The following is a 15498-nucleotide window of genomic DNA, read 5'->3' as shown; positions in this document are numbered from 1 at the left end:
TTAACGACTAGGGTAGGGAACATTATGTATTACGTTGTAGCGTCTACGACTAACCCGGCAAAAATTAACGCCGTAACTTTAGCATTTGCTGATGTTTTTGGTGCGGAAAATTGCCGCATTGAGGGAGTCGACGTAGACAGCGGCGTTCCACATCAACCCCTGGGTTCCCCGGAAACACGTACAGGGGCAAGAAACCGCGTCATGATGGCCCGCCAAGTCCGTCCGGAGGCCGATTTTTGGGTCGGCGTTGAGGCTGGCATTGAAGACAACATGACTTTTGCCTGGATGGTTATCGAGAACGCAACCATTCGGGGGGAGTCCCGCTCCGCCAGTTTGATGCTCCCAGAAACGATTCTGCAGGGGATCCGTGAAGGCCGAGAGCTAGGCGATGAAATGGTACGCCTGAGCGGTATTCAAAACGTGAAACAAAAAGGCGGCGCGATTGGCGTATTCACCAACGGTAAACTGACCCGGACCAGCGTTTATCATCAGGCCCTATTGCTGGCGCTGGTCCCGTTTCAAAACATCTTGTTCCAACAGGCCGTTTCCAAGGCATAGAATGTATCGCCTAAAACTACCTTACTTTTTTTCAAGAAGCTGCGCTTCAAGCCAAATCTTTAAGTCGGGCGGCGCAGCCTTCAGACTGTTCGACCCGCGTGTGATAGTCGCAATCCCGGCACCTAATTCATTTTTTAATTCTCGCTGACTTAGGTTACCGCGCGTCAACGCCTGAATAATTCGTACCCGTGTTCCAAGCGCAGTCCGCTCATCCGCCGTCAAGAGCAACTGAAGCAGCGGTAGCACCAGATCGTTCTTCATCGAATGACGTAAGAGCTCCAGAAAATAGGACCAGTTTTCATTGTCTTCTGCCGAAAGTGCGGGATCGTGAGGAGATGATGTCGTCATAGACCTTTGCCATACCAATAAACTAGTACGCAAGCATAGCATGTTTTAAGAACCGAATTTAACTCGTAAAGCACCTCCGCATACACCGTCAGGCCAAAGCCGCCCACAATCCAGGCGACCTGGCCTGCAGCCAAACTAATAGCGGCGCTGCCACTCGCTGTCCATTAATACGGGCGAATTATGTTTCAAGAAATAGCGATAATAGGCGTCATACGCCAGCACGTTTTTGACGTAATTCCGCGTTTCCGAAAACGGGATGCTTTCAACAAAGGCGACAGCGTCGATACGCCCATGGCTATTTCTCAGCCAGGTATTGACCCGAGATGGCCCAGCGTTGTAAGCGGCAGATGCCAGAATGCGGTTTTGACCAAACGACTGATAGACATACTCCAAATAAAGCGTGCCAAGTTCAATATTGGTCCGCGGATCCACAAGCTGCGAACTGTTGGAATAACTTGAGACATTAAATTTTCCGGCGGTGTGCAGCGCCGTCGCCGGCATCAGTTGCATCAGGCCGGACGCGCCCACGGCGGACTTCGCCTGTGGATTCCACGCGCTTTCCTGTCGCGCTATCGCCATCGCATAGCTTTGAGAGATATCTTTGCCCTCAGTCGCACGACGGAATTCATCATTCCAGGCGAGCGGGAAACGCTCTTCCAGGTTGTCCCACATTTTGCCGATGATCGTGGCCTGCACACTGAGATCATACCAGCCTTGCTCAAAGGAATAACGAGCCAGCGCCTCCTGCTGCAACCTTTCACGGCTCGCCACCAAGCCTGACCACTCGGAACGCGCCAGATTATCCATATGCCAGTACATCAGCTCACGAATACGCGCGACTTCGGCGAGTTGCTCCACCGTGCGATCGGGTTTAGCCGCCACCTCGATCGTCAGTGGATATGGGGTTTTGAGCTGCTGCGCCGCAATCATTGGATAGAAACCACGAGCTTTCATCAGTTCACGCAGAAGCGCTTCCCCCTCCGCCCGTTGCCCGTTTTCGATTGCCAGCATGGCGCGCCAGTATCGCCACTCGTCTTTTTGCAATGCATCAGCAGGCAGGCGCGCCAACCATACCGCCAATCCACGTCGGTCGCCTTCTCCCAATGCCATACGCACGCGACGTTCCAGCAACGCGGTCGACTGACTACGTTGTATCACCACATCGCGCCATTCCGCCTGCTCGCCAGAAATCGCTTTCCCCATTAGACGCCAGACGACGTCCTCTTCCATCTTGCTGCGCTCTATGTTGCCCATTCCCTGCAAACGCGCGATTACGGGCAACATAGAGCGCGCCTCGTCAGGGTCCTGACGGGCAACGCGTGTAAACGCCGCCAGCGTGACTTTACGGCTAAAATTCGTCGGCCCGATGGTACGCGCGAAATGCTCCAGCGTCATGGGATCACGCTGCAGCCCGCTTAACGCGTCAGCGATGGTTTGATAATCCGGCGGCAACTGCCGTACCAAATGTGCCACTAAACCGCTGCTGCCCGAATCCATCGCTAAGAGAATGCGTTCAAGAATCACCGAGGGCGTCAGAATCCCCGACTGCCGCCAGGACGTGAACAGGTTGTCGCAGCTCGCAGGCAGAGAGCGGCCATTCAACCAGATATCTCGGTTTTGTTCCCATAAGCCCTGGCGCTGCCCGGTGATCCATTTGGCGTAAAGATAGTTGCAGCGGGCGGCCATCGGCTTAGGCATTGACGGGCTGAACGCCAGCAGTCCCCTCCAGTCCTGACGCCGCGCTAACTCGTTAATGAAGCTGGTCTGCAGATTATGAGAGACGGGAAGCGTAGGATGCGATGTGATGAATCGTTTCGCCTGAATGCTGGTCAGTTGCGGAAGGTTCTGTGTCAGGGAACGATATTCCAGATAAGGATAAAGCGGGTAGTCCCGCAGAGTCGGCATCAACTGCGCCACGGTATCCATCTGATTCGCATCCCAGGCAGCCTTAACCTGCTGATAGCGTCCACGTTGTTCGGTAAGAGAATCGGCCTGCGCGGCAATCGATACTCCAGACAAAGAAACTGCCACCAAGGCATAGCGCCAATAAAACGCTTTGAACATCACTATGCTGACCTCATTCGTTATCGTTTATCTGCCCGCAGGCGCCAATGCTCCAAGCAACGGAGAGCCTGCCAAAAACTGTCATGCTTGTCATATCAGCTAAGTGTGGCACATCCAGCAAGACAACGATACGCCAGCAAAGAATATTCATCACTCGGAAAATCAACGGTATTTATGCCATTTCCGAGCCGGTTCCCAGCACTTAATGAAACGTTACTCTGTCGTTGCATCGCTCCCGGAATGCGTTACGCAAAGCAAACGACCGATACGCTCGACGGCTGGGATCACCGGCTGAAAACAGCTAAACTTCGGCACAGTGAACTCGTTGGCCGGATTAGCGTGCTAAAGCCCGCATCCAACCGATTCCCCTACGGTGTCGCGACACTGTCTGCCGCCGCACCCACATTGACAGAGAGAGGCTCAGAGCAACGTGGCTCAATACGTTTATACCATGCACCGCGTCGGCAAAATTGTTCCGCCGAAACGCCATATTCTGAAAGATATCTCCCTCAGCTTTTTCCCGGGCGCCAAGATCGGCGTACTTGGTCTGAACGGGGCCGGTAAATCAACGCTGCTGCGCATCATGGCCGGAATTGATAAAGACATCGAAGGCGAGGCTCGATCGCAGCCCGGCATCAAGATCGGCTATCTGCCGCAGGAACCCCAGTTGAATCTGGAGCAGACCGTTCGTGAGGCTGTTGAAGAGGCGGTTAGTGAAGTCAAACAGGCTCTGACTCGTCTGGACGAAGTCTATGCGGCCTATGCCGAGCCGGATGCGGACTTCGATAAACTCGCCAAAGAACAGGGCGAACTTGAAGCGGTTATTCAGGCGCACGATGGCCACAATCTTGACAACCAGCTGGAGCGCGCGGCGGATGCGCTGCGTCTGCCGCCGTGGGATGCCAAAATCGGCAAACTTTCTGGTGGGGAACGTCGCCGGGTCGCCATCTGTCGGCTTCTGCTGGAAAAACCGGACATGCTGCTGCTCGATGAACCGACCAACCACCTCGATGCCGAGTCCGTCGCGTGGCTGGAGCGTTTCCTCCACGACTACGAAGGCACGGTAGTGGCAATCACGCATGACCGTTACTTCCTCGACAACGTGGCGGGTTGGATTCTGGAACTCGACCGGGGCGAAGGAATTCCGTGGGAAGGCAACTACTCTTCCTGGCTGGAACAGAAAGACCAGCGTCTGGCGCAGGAAGCATCTGCCGAAGCGGCACGTCGCAAGTCTATCGAGAAAGAACTGGAGTGGGTTCGCCAGGGCGCTAAAGGCCGCCAGTCAAAAGGCAAGGCGCGTCTGGCCCGCTTTGAAGAGCTCAACAGCGTTGAGTATCAAAAGCGTAATGAAACCAGCGAACTGTTTATTCCAGCCGGTCAGCGCCTCGGCGACAAAGTGCTGGAAGTCACTAATCTGCGCAAGTCTTACGGCGATCGCGTCCTGATCGACAATCTCTCTTTCAGTCTGCCGAAGGGCGCGATTGTGGGGATCATCGGCCCGAACGGCGCGGGTAAATCCACGCTGTTCCGGATGTTATCCAGTCAGGAACAGCCGGATAGCGGCGAGATCAGCCTGGGCGAAACCGTTCAGTTAGCCTCCGTGGACCAGTTCCGCGACAACATGGACAACAGCAAAACCGTCTGGGAAGAAGTTTCAGGCGGCCAGGACATTATGCGCATCGGCAACTTCGAGCTACCTAGCCGTGCCTATGTCGGCCGTTTCAATTTCAAAGGCGTCGATCAGGGCAAACGCATTGGCGAGCTTTCGGGCGGTGAGCGCGGACGTCTCCATTTGGCGAAGCTGTTACAAGTCGGCGGCAACATGCTGCTGCTCGATGAACCGACCAACGACCTCGACATCGAAACCCTGCGAGCGCTGGAAAACGCCCTGCTGGAATTCCCAGGCTGCGCCATGGTCATCTCGCATGACCGCTGGTTCCTGGACCGTATCGCGACCCACATCATTGATTATCAGGATGAGGGCAAAGTCGAGTTCTTCGAAGGTAACTTCACCGAATACGAAGAGTATAAAAAACGCACGCTGGGTTCGGAGGCGCTGGAACCTCACCGTATCAAATACAAGAAAATGGCGTAACGTTTTCGACGATTCAAAAAACGAAGAGGCTCGCCCCGGAGCGGGCCTCTGTTATCAGCACCTTTGGTTAAGAACAGCTTTTTACCCACTGCTGACCGAGGTTGCTATACGCTCCTCAAAAAATTACTCTCCCTCCCCCTAACTGCACCACGTCCCAAAATTCCGCCCGGTTCTTTTTCCTTTATGGCTGTCTAACCCGCAGTCTGGGTCTGGGTCTGGGTCTGGGTCTGGGTCTGGGTCTGGGTCTGGGTCTGGGTCTGGGTCTGGGTCTGGGTCTGGGTCTGGGTCTGGGTCTGCAAGGCTATAGTCCACATCGATGATACTCAAGATCAAACTCGCCGTCGCCAGCTCTCCACTTCGCCATGCCCGCCCGCTGCGCGGCCTGCGTGAAGCTACCGCTCTCAGCGACCAACGCGAATAGCGCCATATCTTTTAATTGGTTAAACATCATTGTTCTTCTTATGCGAACACTGCGTTATTTCTTGTACATCTTATCAGCATCCCTCCACCGTTCTACACTGTGTTGTACGCTTGCATCAACGCCAACAATTTTCAGAACGAGAGAGCTCACTATGACAGCAATAGCGATCGCGGTTGATCCTAAACAACCGGAGAACTTTATCGAAATCACTCAGGACATTCCGGCTCCCGGCGACCACGATCTGTTGGTTGCCGTCAAAGCGGTTTCCATCAACCCGGTCGATACCAAAGTGCATGCCATGCTGCGCGCCGACGGCTTGAAAGCACCGCGTATTCTGGGGTGGGACGCCAGCGGCATCGTACTGAAGGTCGGCTCGGCCGTGGCGGGTTTTCAGGAAGGCGATAAGATCTGGTATGCCGGCGATATCACCCGCCCCGGGAGCAACAGCACCCATCAATTAGTCGACTCGCGCATTGCGGCACATAAACCCAAGGCTCTGGACTGGGCAGCGGCGGCGGCCCTGCCTCTGACCTCGCTGACCGCCTGGGAAGGATTGTTCGAACATCTGCGGATTCAGGAAGCGGAAGCGGGGAAAACATTACTGATTATCGGCGGTGCCGGCGGCGTAGGCTCCATGGCTATCTCCCTCGCCGCATTACACAGCCAGGTCACCATCATCACCACGGCCTCCCGCCCGGAGTCCGTCGAATGGTGCAAGCAGCGTGGCGCACACCACGTGGTGAATTACCGCAATCTGGTGGACGCGGTCAAACAGCAAGGATTCGAGCAGGTGAATTACATTTTCTGCCTCAATGATACCGACGGATACTGGGACGCCATCGGGCAGTTGATTGCGCCTTTGGGCCAAATTCGCACGATTGTAGAAAACGCACACCCGCTGGACCAAACCCAGCTCAAACTCAAAAGCGCCGCCCTGCACTGGGAGTTCATGTTTACCCGCAGCATGTACACCACGCCAGATATTGCACGTCAGGGAGAAATTTTGCAGCAGATCGCTCGTGACGTCGACGAAGGCAAACTGAAAGGAACCGCCAGCAAAGTACTGAAGGGATTAACGACGGAAACGCTCGCCGCCGCGCACAAATCGGTGCTGGAAGGGCATACTCGGGGCAAGATCGTCATCGACTGCCAGTAAAAACACAACCGGCCCTCACGGGGCCGGTTTTCTGCCAGTCATGACGACGTAGCAATCAGTACAGCAGGCGGGCGCGAATGGTGCCCGGAATGGATTTCATCAGCTGCAACGCGGTGTCCGCGCTGTCGGTGACCACATCAATCACGACATAGCCAATATCCGCGCTGGTCTGCAGATACTGCGCGGCAATGTTGATGCCTTCGTTAGCAAAAATGGTATTCAGCTGCGTCATGATGCCCGGACGGTTTTCATGAATGTGCAGCAGACGGCTGGCGCGTGCGCTGTGGGTCGGCAGAGAGACTTCAGGGAAGTTCACCGCAGACAGTGTAGAGCCGTTGTCAGAGTATTTCACCAGTTTGCTCGCCACTTCCCCACCTATGTTTTCCTGCGCTTCCTGAGTAGAACCCCCAATATGCGGCGTCAGCAGCACATTATCGAATTCGCACAGCGGCGACATGAACGGCTCTTTGTTGGATGCGGGTTCTTGCGGAAAGACGTCGATTGCCGCACCGGACAGATGCTTGCTGCTCAGGGCTTCACACAGCGCGGGAATATCCACTACCGTACCGCGTGAGGCGTTAATCAGCATGGCACCCGGCTTCATCTGAGCCAGTTCGTTGGCCGCGATCATGTTCTGGGTACTCTCGGTTTCCGGAACGTGCAGGCTGACGACATCGCTCATTTTCAGCAGGTCGGACAGTTGGTTAACCTGCTGCGCGTTGCCCAGAGACAGTTTGCTTTCGATATCGTAGTAATAAACGTGCATACCCAGGCTTTCCGCCAGAATACCCAGCTGAGTACCGATATGGCCGTAGCCGATAATCCCCAGATTTTTTCCGCGGGCTTCGTAGCTGCCGACGGCCTGTTTGTGCCATTCGCCGCGGTGCGCCTTCGCGTTGGCCCCGGGGACGCCGCGCAGCATCAGCAGCAGTTCGCCGATGACCAGTTCAGCAACGGAGCGAGTGTTGGAGAAGGGCGCGTTAAAAACCGGGATACCGCGTTTAGTGGCAGACGGCAATTCAACCTGATTGGTGCCGATGCAGAAACACCCGACGGCGACCAGTTTCTCCGCCGCAGCGAAGATCTCTTCGGTCAGGTGCGTGCGTGAACGAATGCCGATGAAATGCGCGTCGCGAATCGACTCTTTCAGCGTTTCCGGGTCCAGCGCGCCTTTATGGTATTCGATATTGGTGTACCCGGCGTAACGCAGGTTATCAACCGCATTCTGGTGTACGCCTTCTAATAGCAGAAATTTAATCTTATCTTTCTCGAGTGATACCTTTGCCATTTCCCGACCTTATTTTTCAGACTTTAGATGTGACGGTTTGCAAAACCATTGCCTGCAAACATAACAAAAATTACGCGGGCGGCAATACAAACGATGGCCTCCCGGAGCGCAGAAGCGGCAGCATAAAGCGGCATTTTCGGCAAAAAATGCTGCTAAATAAGATGCCGACCATACAGTGACCGTGCCAAATAAGAAAAAGTGATATTAAGCACCAAAAAAGCCGGGTAAAAAAAAGCGCCTGATTTCCACCAATCCGGCCTGCCAAACTGGCCGGAGAAAGAGACGGTTCGATACGCTTGGGGGAGCGGGACTAGCTACGTCTGACCGTTTTCACGCCCTCCGGCGTTCCCACCAGCGCGACATCCGCGCCACGGTTGGCAAACAGACCGACCGTCACCACCCCGGCAATGCCGTTGATTCGGTTCTCCATCGCCATTGCGTCGGAAATATCCAGGTTATGCACATCCAGAATGACATTACCGTTGTCGGTCACGACCCCCTGACGATATTCCGGCTGACCACCCAATTTAACCAACTCCCGGGCAACATAAGATCGCGCCATGGGGATCACTTCAACCGGCAGCGGGAAACGCCCCAGAATATCCACCTGTTTGGTGGCGTCGACGATACAGACGAACTGCCGGGCGATGGCCGCGACTATTTTTTCACGCGTCAGCGCCGCGCCTCCGCCCTTGATCATCTGCATATGGCCGTTGATTTCGTCCGCACCATCCACGTAAACGTCCAGCACATCCACTTCATTGCAATCAAACACCGGAATACCGAGGCTTTTCAGTTTGGCGGTGGAGGCGTCCGAACTGGAAACGGCGCCTTCGATCTGATCTTTGAGGGTGCCCAACGCATCAATAAAATGCGCCGCCGTCGAGCCTGTGCCAACGCCGACGATAGTTCCGGGGCGTACATAATCCAGCGCGGCCCAGCCGACGGTTTTTTTCAGTTCATCCTGTGTCATGTTCTGATTGCCTGTTGCTTTGAAAAGTGCGCGTATTATAAAGCAGACATTGCTGAAAAGGCGTGATTTAGCGTTTGCTTAGAAATAAATTCCAGAAGTTCGCCGGTAAAATTGGAGAGGTGGCGCCAAGAGTTATGGCATAGTGAAAAGAGTAATATCATTCACAGGAACTTTTTCCCTTCATGAAACGCCCGGACTATCGCACGCTTCAGGCTCTTGACGCCGTGATCCGCGAGCGTGGCTTTGAACGCGCCGCTCAGAAACTCTGCATTACTCAATCCGCCGTGTCGCAGCGCATCAAGCAGCTTGAGAATCTCTTTGGTCAGCCGCTGTTGGTCAGAACGATCCCTCCCCGCCCGACCGAACAGGGACAAAAGTTGTTGGCGTTGCTGCATCAGGTCGAACTGCTGGAAGAAGAATGGCTCGGCGATGAAAACAGCAGTGAGGCCCCTCTCCTGCTATCACTGGCGGTCAACGCCGATAGTCTGGCGACCTGGCTGCTGCCGGCATTGCAGTCGGTACTGGCGGACTCGCCGATTCGTCTGAATCTACAGGTTGAGGACGAGACGCGAACGCAGGAACGTTTGCGACGCGGCGAGGTGGTCGGCGCCGTCAGTATACAACCGCAGCCGCTGCCCAGCTGTCTGGTCGATGCGCTTGGCGCATTGGACTACCTGTTCGTCGCCTCTCCGGAATTCGCGAAACGCTATTTCCCTAACGGCGTCACCCGCTCCGCCTTGCTGCGCGCGCCGGCGGTTGCTTTCGATCATCTGGATGATATGCATCAGGCATTTTTACAGCAGAATTTCGACCTTTCCCCCGGCAGCGTTCCCTGCCATATCGTGAACTCGTCAGAAGCCTTTGTGCAGTTGGCCCGTCAGGGCACCACCTGCTGCATGATCCCCCACCTACAGATCGAACGAGAGCTGGCTCAAGGCGAATTGATCGATCTCACGCCGGGCCTGCTGCAGCGGCGGATGCTGTACTGGCATCGCTTCGCTCCGGAAAGCCGAATGATGCGAAAAGTGACGGATGCGCTGTTGGAGCACGGGCGTCGGGTGCTGCGTCAGCCTTGATCGCAACAAGTCCTACGCCCGTGTAATAAGAGAATTAAGGCTGGCGCTGTAATTCAAACACCGCATCAACCTGATCGTCGAAATGGATCGTCTGCTGTTCGTAAGTCTGGGACGCCATCGTCTGTACGGCAGCATCCGACGCCTTCAACATTCGTGCCACCGGCACCGGCTGGTAATTGGCGACGTGATAGCGAATGCTGTAAATCGGTCCCAGCGTCGCTTTGAAGCCGCTGGCCAGCGCCTGCGCCTGACTGCTCGCCTGTTCGATCGCTTTCTGTCGCGCCTGCTCCCGGTAGGTATCCGGATTCGAAACGCTGAGATCGACCGTGCGGATTTCATTCAGGCCGGACTTCAGCGCGCCGTCCAGCAGCTCGTTCAGCTTGTCCAACTGGCGTACGGTCACTTCCACCTGCCGAACGGCGCGGTAGCCTTTCAGCACGGAGCCGCCGGTTTTCAGGTAGTCGTATTCGGGCTGAGTGCGGATATTGGCCGCGTTGATGTCCTTTTTATCGATGCCCTGCCGGGCGAGAAAATCGAAATATTGCGCGACGCGGGCGTCCGCCTGTTTTTTGGCGTCAGCGGCATCCTTGGACGATACGCTGACTTCAATGGCCAGGCGGGCGATATCCGGCGTCGCCTCCACGCTCGCGGACCCGGAAGTGACGATATGCGGACCATTGGGCAATTCGTTGGCCGTGGCGGATAGCGCTCCCATGCTGATAACCGCAGCCAGCGTCAATGTCTTGAGTTTCACACTCTCTCCTTTCAAATTGAGACGGCAGTGCACACCCTACGCGAGGTGGCTCTCCCTCAATATAGGAGAGTTTCTAAATATTGGCAGGGGGTTTGCTAAACGAAAGGAAAATGAAGAGTGATATTGCGCTGCCCGTAAAATCGGGGCGGGCAGCGCGTAAGAGAAAGGCCTGGCTTACGCCTTGTCGGCGGATTCCGCCGTCGCGGTCTGGTGCAAATGCACATCCATCTGCGGGTAAGGAATGCCAATTTGATGTTCATCAAGCGCGCGCTTGAAGTTTTCCAGCAAATCCCAGTACACCTCGGTGGCGTCGGCATTGCTGGTCCACACGCGCACGACGAAGTTCAGCGAAGAGGCGGCCATTTCATTGAGACGAATGACGATTTCCTTGTCTTTATGAATACGAGGATCCGCCTTGATGATCTCGCCAAGCACGTTCTTCACCACATCGATATCCGCATCATAAGCAACGCCCACGATGATCTCGGTACGACGATTCGGCTCGCGGGAGCTGTTGATGATATTGCCGGAGATGATCTTGCCGTTCGGCACGACGATAATACGGCCGTCCGGGGTCAACAGCGTGCTGGAGAAAATCTGCACCTGAGCGACGGTGCCACTCACACCGCCCAGATCGACCGATTCTCCGGTGCGGAAAGGACGAAACATTACGATCAGCACGCCGGCGGCGAAGTTGGACAACGACCCCTGCAACGCCAAACCGACGGCCAAACCGGCGGCACCCAACACGGCGATGATCGATGCCGTCTGTACGCCGATGCGGCTCAACGCGGCAATCAAGGTAAATGCAATCACGCCGTAGCGCGCGATGGCGGAGAGGAAATCCGCTACCGTGGCATCAATATTACGTGCGCGCATCAGGCGGTTCAGCGTGCTTGATACGACCCGAGCGACAATCAATCCTGCGATCAGAATGACCAATGAGGAAACAATATTAACCGCGTACTCCAGCAGCACATGCTGATTGTTGGTCAACCAGGTCTGCGCGCGGCTGACGCTTTCTGTTACACCTAAATCTTCCATTAACTCACTCCTGTTTGAGACTCACTAAACTGACTTACACAAACCAAAATCTACCGTCGTTTGTATGAAACGGAAGTAAAAATAAGGCTCCCGAAGGAGCCTTAATTGCAGCCATTTAAAATGTATTTATTACAGAACGTCGATTGCGTTCAGTTCTTTAAAGGCTTGTTCCAGACGAGCGATCATGGTGCTCTGCGCAGCACGCAGCCATGCACGCGGATCATAGTATTTCTTGTTCGGCTTGTCCGCGCCTTCCGGGTTACCCAGCTGTGCCTGCAGGTAGCCTTCGTTTTTCTTGTAGTATTGCAGAATACCTTCCCAGGTAGCCCACTGGGTGTCGGTATCGATGTTCATTTTGATAACACCGTAGCCAACCGCTTCTTCGATTTCTGCAGCAGTAGAACCAGAACCGCCGTGGAACACGAAGTTCAGGCTATTGTGCGGCAGGTTGTATTTTTCAGAAACGAAGTCCTGAGAGTTGCGCAGAATTTTCGGTGTCAGCTGTACGTTACCCGGCTTGTAAACGCCATGTACGTTACCGAAGGAAGCAGCGATGGTAAAACGCGGGCTGATCGCATTCAGTTTTTCATACGCGTAAGCCACGTCTTCCGGCTGAGTGTACAGCGCGGAGTTGTCCAGATGGCTGTTATCTACGCCATCTTCTTCACCGCCGGTGCAACCCAGTTCGATTTCCAGCGTCATACCCAGTTTCGCCATGCGAGTCAGATACTTGCTGCAGATTTCGATGTTTTCTTCCAGAGACTCTTCAGACAGGTCGATCATGTGAGAAGAGAACAGCGGTTTGCCATGAGCTGCGAAGAATTTTTCGCCCGCATCCAACAGTCCGTCCAGCCACGGCAGCAGTTTCTTGGCACAGTGGTCAGTGTGCAGGATAACTGGAACACCGTAGTATTCGGCCATCTGATGAACGTGGTGCGCGCCAGAGATAGCACCCTGGATAGCCGCCTGCTGCGGAACGTCGGATTTCAGGCCTTTACCTGCGATAAAGCCGGCGCCGCCGTTGGAGAACTGCACAATGACAGGTGCGCGAACTTTTGCAGCAGTTTCCAGCACGGCGTTAATTGAGTCGGTACCGACACAGTTAACGGCGGGCAGGGCAAATTTGTTTTCTTTTGCGATTGCAAAAACTTTCTGTACGTCATCACCAGTGATGACGCCAGGTTTTACGAAATCGAAGATTTTAGACATGTTACGTGTCCTGTTTCGTTGGCCGTGGGGGTTAGAGATAGCAGCGGTTGCCTCCACCTCAGCATAGAGACAACCACAAACGGGAGAAATCTCTCCCGTCGTTCATCATTACTGCTTAGCGCGTTCTTCCAGCATCACTACGGCCGGCAGTTTTTTACCTTCAACGAACTCAAGGAAGGCGCCGCCGCCAGTAGAGATGTAAGAGATTTTATCTTCAATACCGAACAGGTCGATAGCCGCCAGAGTATCGCCGCCGCCCGCGATGGAGAACGCGTCGCTGTCGGCAATCGCCTGTGCGATCACTTCGGTGCCTTTACGGAAGTTCGGGAATTCGAACACACCAACCGGACCGTTCCACAGGATAGTCTTGGCATTTTTCAGAATTTCAGCCAGGCGTTCTGCAGATACGTCGCCCAGATCCAGAACCTGTTCGTCGTCTTTAATTTCAGAGACGGATTTCATCGTGCAGCTGGCGGTTTCAGAGAACTCGGTCGCTACGCGCACGTCGCTCGGTACCGGAATATCACAAGTTTCCAGCAGTTTTTTCGCTTCCGGGATCAGGTCCGCTTCATACAGGGATTTACCCACGTTGTGGCCCTGAGCCGCGATGAAGGTGTTGGCGATGCCGCCGCCGACGATCAGCTGGTCAGCGATTTTGGACAGAGAGTCCAGAACGGTCAGTTTGGTGGAGACTTTAGAACCGCCGACGATAGCAACCATCGGACGAGCCGGTTTGCCCAGGGCTTTACCCAGCGCTTCCAGTTCAGCGGACAGCAGCGGACCTGCGCAGGCGATCGGCGCGAATTTACCTACGCCGTGAGTCGAAGCCTGAGCGCGATGAGCCGTACCAAAGGCGTCCATGACGAACACGTCGCACAGCGCGGCGTATTTTTTCGCCAGCACTTCGTCGTCTTTCTTCTCGCCTTTGTTGAAGCGGACGTTTTCCAGAACAACCAGTTCGCCTTCCGCGATATCAACGCCTTCTAGGTAGTCTTTCGCCAGACGAACGGGTGAAGACAATTTGTCTTTCAGGTAGTTAACAACCGGCAGCAGAGAAAATTCTTCGTTGTATTCGCCTTCAGTAGGACGACCCAGGTGAGAAGTCACCATCACGCGGGCACCTTGCTTCAGCGCTGTTTCGATTGTCGGCAGAGATGCGCGGATACGCGCATCGGACGTCACTTTGCCGGCTTTAACCGGTACATTCAGATCCGCACGGATCAGCACACGTTTGCCAGCCAGATCCAGATCGGTCATCTTAATTACAGCCATGGTGAATCCTCTTGGTTGATTCTCTTAAAGTTGCTTGAGCGAGGCGTCGGCAGAACCGCCGCCGCGTACTAGAATCCGCAGGCCGCCATTGCCCGAGTGGTATCCAACATTCGGTTGGCGAAGCCCCATTCGTTATCGCACCAGACCAGTGTTTTTATCAGATGATGTCCACTGACCCGGGTTTGTGTTCCGTCCACGATCGCGCTGTGCGGATCGTGATTAAAATCGGCTGAAACTAACGGTAATTCTGTGTAGTCAACTATACCACGAAATGCCCCTCGCGCTGAGCTTTGCAGTAGGCCGTTGATTTCACAAACGTTTACTTTACTTCTCACGCTAACGCTTAGATCGATCGCCGTGACGTTCGTGGTGGGCACCCGCACGGAAATCGCTTCGAAACGATCCTGGAACTTCGGGAAAAAACGCGTAATTCCCGCAGCCAGTTTGGTATCCACCGGAATGATTGACTGGCTGGCCGCACGCGTGCGACGTAAATCATGGTGATAGGCGTCAATCACCGGTTGATCGTTCATGGAGGCATGAATGGTGGTGACCGTACCGCTTTCAATGCCAAACGCGTCATCGAGCAGTTTTATCACGGGAATAATACAGTTGGTGGTGCAGGATGCATTCGACACCAGACGGTGCTCGGACCGTAAATCATCCTGGTTGACGCCGTACACCACGGTGGCGTCCAGATCCGGCGTGCCGGGATGCGAAAACAGCACCTTGCGGGCGCCTGCGGCCAGATGCGCTTCACCGTCGGCCCGGCTGCCGTAAACGCCGCTGCAATCCAGCACAATGTCCACGCCCAGTTCTCTCCAGGGCAGGTTTTGCAACTGCGGCTCGTGCAGCAGGCGAATGACGTCATCCCCCACGTACAGCTGGTCGCATTTCTGACCGACATCCCACGAAAAACGTCCATGGCTGCTGTCGTACTTAAGCAGGTGGGCGATCCCTTCGGCATTCGCCAGCTCATTGATCGCGACGACGGAGATTTCGGCGCGCCGTCCGGACTCATAGAGAGCCCGCAGTATGCTGCGTCCTATCCGACCAAAACCGTTTATCGCAATACGGATCGTCATGAAATTCCCTGTGTAATGATAAAACCGCTGGTCCTATAGAATAATCAGTACATCGTCAGGAATAAACCATTGGTTATACCTTGCGTTTTCTTCGTCATCGACCCGTAAAACCCGGCTGATTCAGCGGAATTGAGTGACTGCTCCGATGACTGAAA

14 protein-coding genes and 1 pseudogene are annotated in these 15498 nt (G+C 54.7%); 5 read left to right on the top strand and 10 right to left on the bottom strand.

Annotated elements, in window-relative coordinates:
- Positions 1 to 24 precede the first annotated feature (24 nt).
- Positions 25 to 558: an inosine/xanthosine triphosphatase gene (yjjX, locus tag I6N93_RS02045; RefSeq protein ID WP_085688790.1), complete on the top strand. Its 534-nt coding sequence runs from the start codon at positions 25 to 27 to the stop codon at positions 556 to 558.
- A 21-nt stretch (positions 559 to 579) separates the two neighbouring features.
- On the opposite strand, the gene trpR is transcribed toward yjjX, so the two are convergent.
- Complete coding sequence (gene trpR, locus I6N93_RS02040; RefSeq protein WP_085688787.1) at positions 580 to 906, bottom strand: trp operon repressor; 327 nt, start codon at positions 904 to 906, stop codon at positions 580 to 582.
- 135 nt (positions 907 to 1041) lie between these two features.
- Complete coding sequence (sltY, locus tag I6N93_RS02035) at positions 1042 to 2970, bottom strand: murein transglycosylase (RefSeq protein ID WP_085688785.1); 1929 nt, start codon at positions 2968 to 2970, stop codon at positions 1042 to 1044.
- A gap of 430 nt (positions 2971 to 3400) precedes the next feature.
- On the opposite strand from sltY, the gene ettA reads away from it, so the two are divergent.
- Both ettA and I6N93_RS02025 read left to right on the top strand, forming a co-directional pair.
- Complete coding sequence (gene ettA / locus I6N93_RS02030; protein WP_085688782.1) at positions 3401 to 5065, top strand: energy-dependent translational throttle protein EttA; 1665 nt, start codon at positions 3401 to 3403, stop codon at positions 5063 to 5065.
- 101 nt (positions 5066 to 5166) lie between these two features.
- Positions 5167 to 5385, top strand: coding sequence for a hypothetical protein (locus tag I6N93_RS02025; protein WP_197669180.1), 219 nt, complete (start codon positions 5167 to 5169; stop codon positions 5383 to 5385).
- Between the two features lie 35 nt (positions 5386 to 5420).
- Here I6N93_RS02025 and I6N93_RS02020 read toward each other — a convergent pair.
- Positions 5421 to 5513 (bottom strand): annotated as a pseudogene (locus tag I6N93_RS02020) (helix-turn-helix domain-containing protein); the annotation flags it as partial.
- Positions 5514 to 5637: 124 nt separating this feature from the next.
- Between I6N93_RS02020 and I6N93_RS02015 the strand changes: the two are divergent.
- Positions 5638 to 6642, top strand: a complete 1005-nt coding sequence (locus tag I6N93_RS02015; RefSeq protein WP_085688015.1) for a zinc-binding alcohol dehydrogenase family protein — start codon at positions 5638 to 5640, stop codon at positions 6640 to 6642.
- Positions 6643 to 6697: 55 nt separating this feature from the next.
- Here the strand turns inward: I6N93_RS02015 and serA are convergent, their stop codons facing one another.
- Entirely contained in the window at positions 6698 to 7930 is a 1233-nt protein-coding gene (gene serA / locus I6N93_RS02010) for a phosphoglycerate dehydrogenase (RefSeq protein ID WP_085688013.1), read from the bottom strand.
- Positions 7931 to 8240: 310 nt separating this feature from the next.
- A complete protein-coding gene (gene rpiA / locus I6N93_RS02005; RefSeq protein ID WP_085688011.1) occupies positions 8241 to 8903 on the bottom strand; it encodes a ribose-5-phosphate isomerase RpiA in 663 nt (220 codons plus the stop codon).
- A gap of 182 nt (positions 8904 to 9085) precedes the next feature.
- On the opposite strand from rpiA, the gene I6N93_RS02000 reads away from it, so the two are divergent.
- On the top strand, positions 9086 to 9979 hold the full coding sequence (locus I6N93_RS02000; RefSeq protein ID WP_085688010.1) for a LysR family transcriptional regulator ArgP: 894 nt from the start codon (positions 9086 to 9088) through the stop codon (positions 9977 to 9979).
- A gap of 34 nt (positions 9980 to 10013) precedes the next feature.
- Here I6N93_RS02000 and I6N93_RS01995 read toward each other — a convergent pair whose 3' ends face one another.
- From I6N93_RS01995 to epd, 5 genes are all read right to left on the bottom strand, one after another.
- Positions 10014 to 10733, bottom strand: a complete 720-nt coding sequence (locus tag I6N93_RS01995; RefSeq protein ID WP_085688008.1) for an oxidative stress defense protein — start codon at positions 10731 to 10733, stop codon at positions 10014 to 10016.
- Between the two features lie 174 nt (positions 10734 to 10907).
- Positions 10908 to 11777, bottom strand: a complete 870-nt coding sequence (gene mscS / locus I6N93_RS01990) for a small-conductance mechanosensitive channel MscS (protein ID WP_085688006.1) — start codon at positions 11775 to 11777, stop codon at positions 10908 to 10910.
- A 129-nt stretch (positions 11778 to 11906) separates the two neighbouring features.
- The gene (gene fbaA, locus I6N93_RS01985; RefSeq protein WP_085688004.1) at positions 11907 to 12986 is read right to left on the bottom strand and encodes a class II fructose-bisphosphate aldolase; all 1080 of its coding nucleotides are present in this window, start codon (positions 12984 to 12986) and stop codon (positions 11907 to 11909) included.
- Between the two features lie 108 nt (positions 12987 to 13094).
- Positions 13095 to 14258 (bottom strand): phosphoglycerate kinase, encoded by a 1164-nt coding sequence (gene pgk, locus I6N93_RS01980; protein ID WP_085688002.1) that lies wholly within the window; start codon positions 14256 to 14258, stop codon positions 13095 to 13097.
- A 68-nt stretch (positions 14259 to 14326) separates the two neighbouring features.
- Positions 14327 to 15343 (bottom strand): erythrose-4-phosphate dehydrogenase, encoded by a 1017-nt coding sequence (gene epd, locus I6N93_RS01975; RefSeq protein WP_085688000.1) that lies wholly within the window; start codon positions 15341 to 15343, stop codon positions 14327 to 14329.
- Between the last annotated feature and the right edge of the window lie 155 nt (positions 15344 to 15498).

Origin of the sequence: Lonsdalea populi, from assembly GCF_015999465.1 — a bacterium.
GTDB lineage: Bacteria > Pseudomonadota > Gammaproteobacteria > Enterobacterales > Enterobacteriaceae > Lonsdalea > Lonsdalea populi.
Note: the sequence above shows the minus strand (reverse complement) of the source record. Positions and strands in the feature narration are given on the sequence as shown.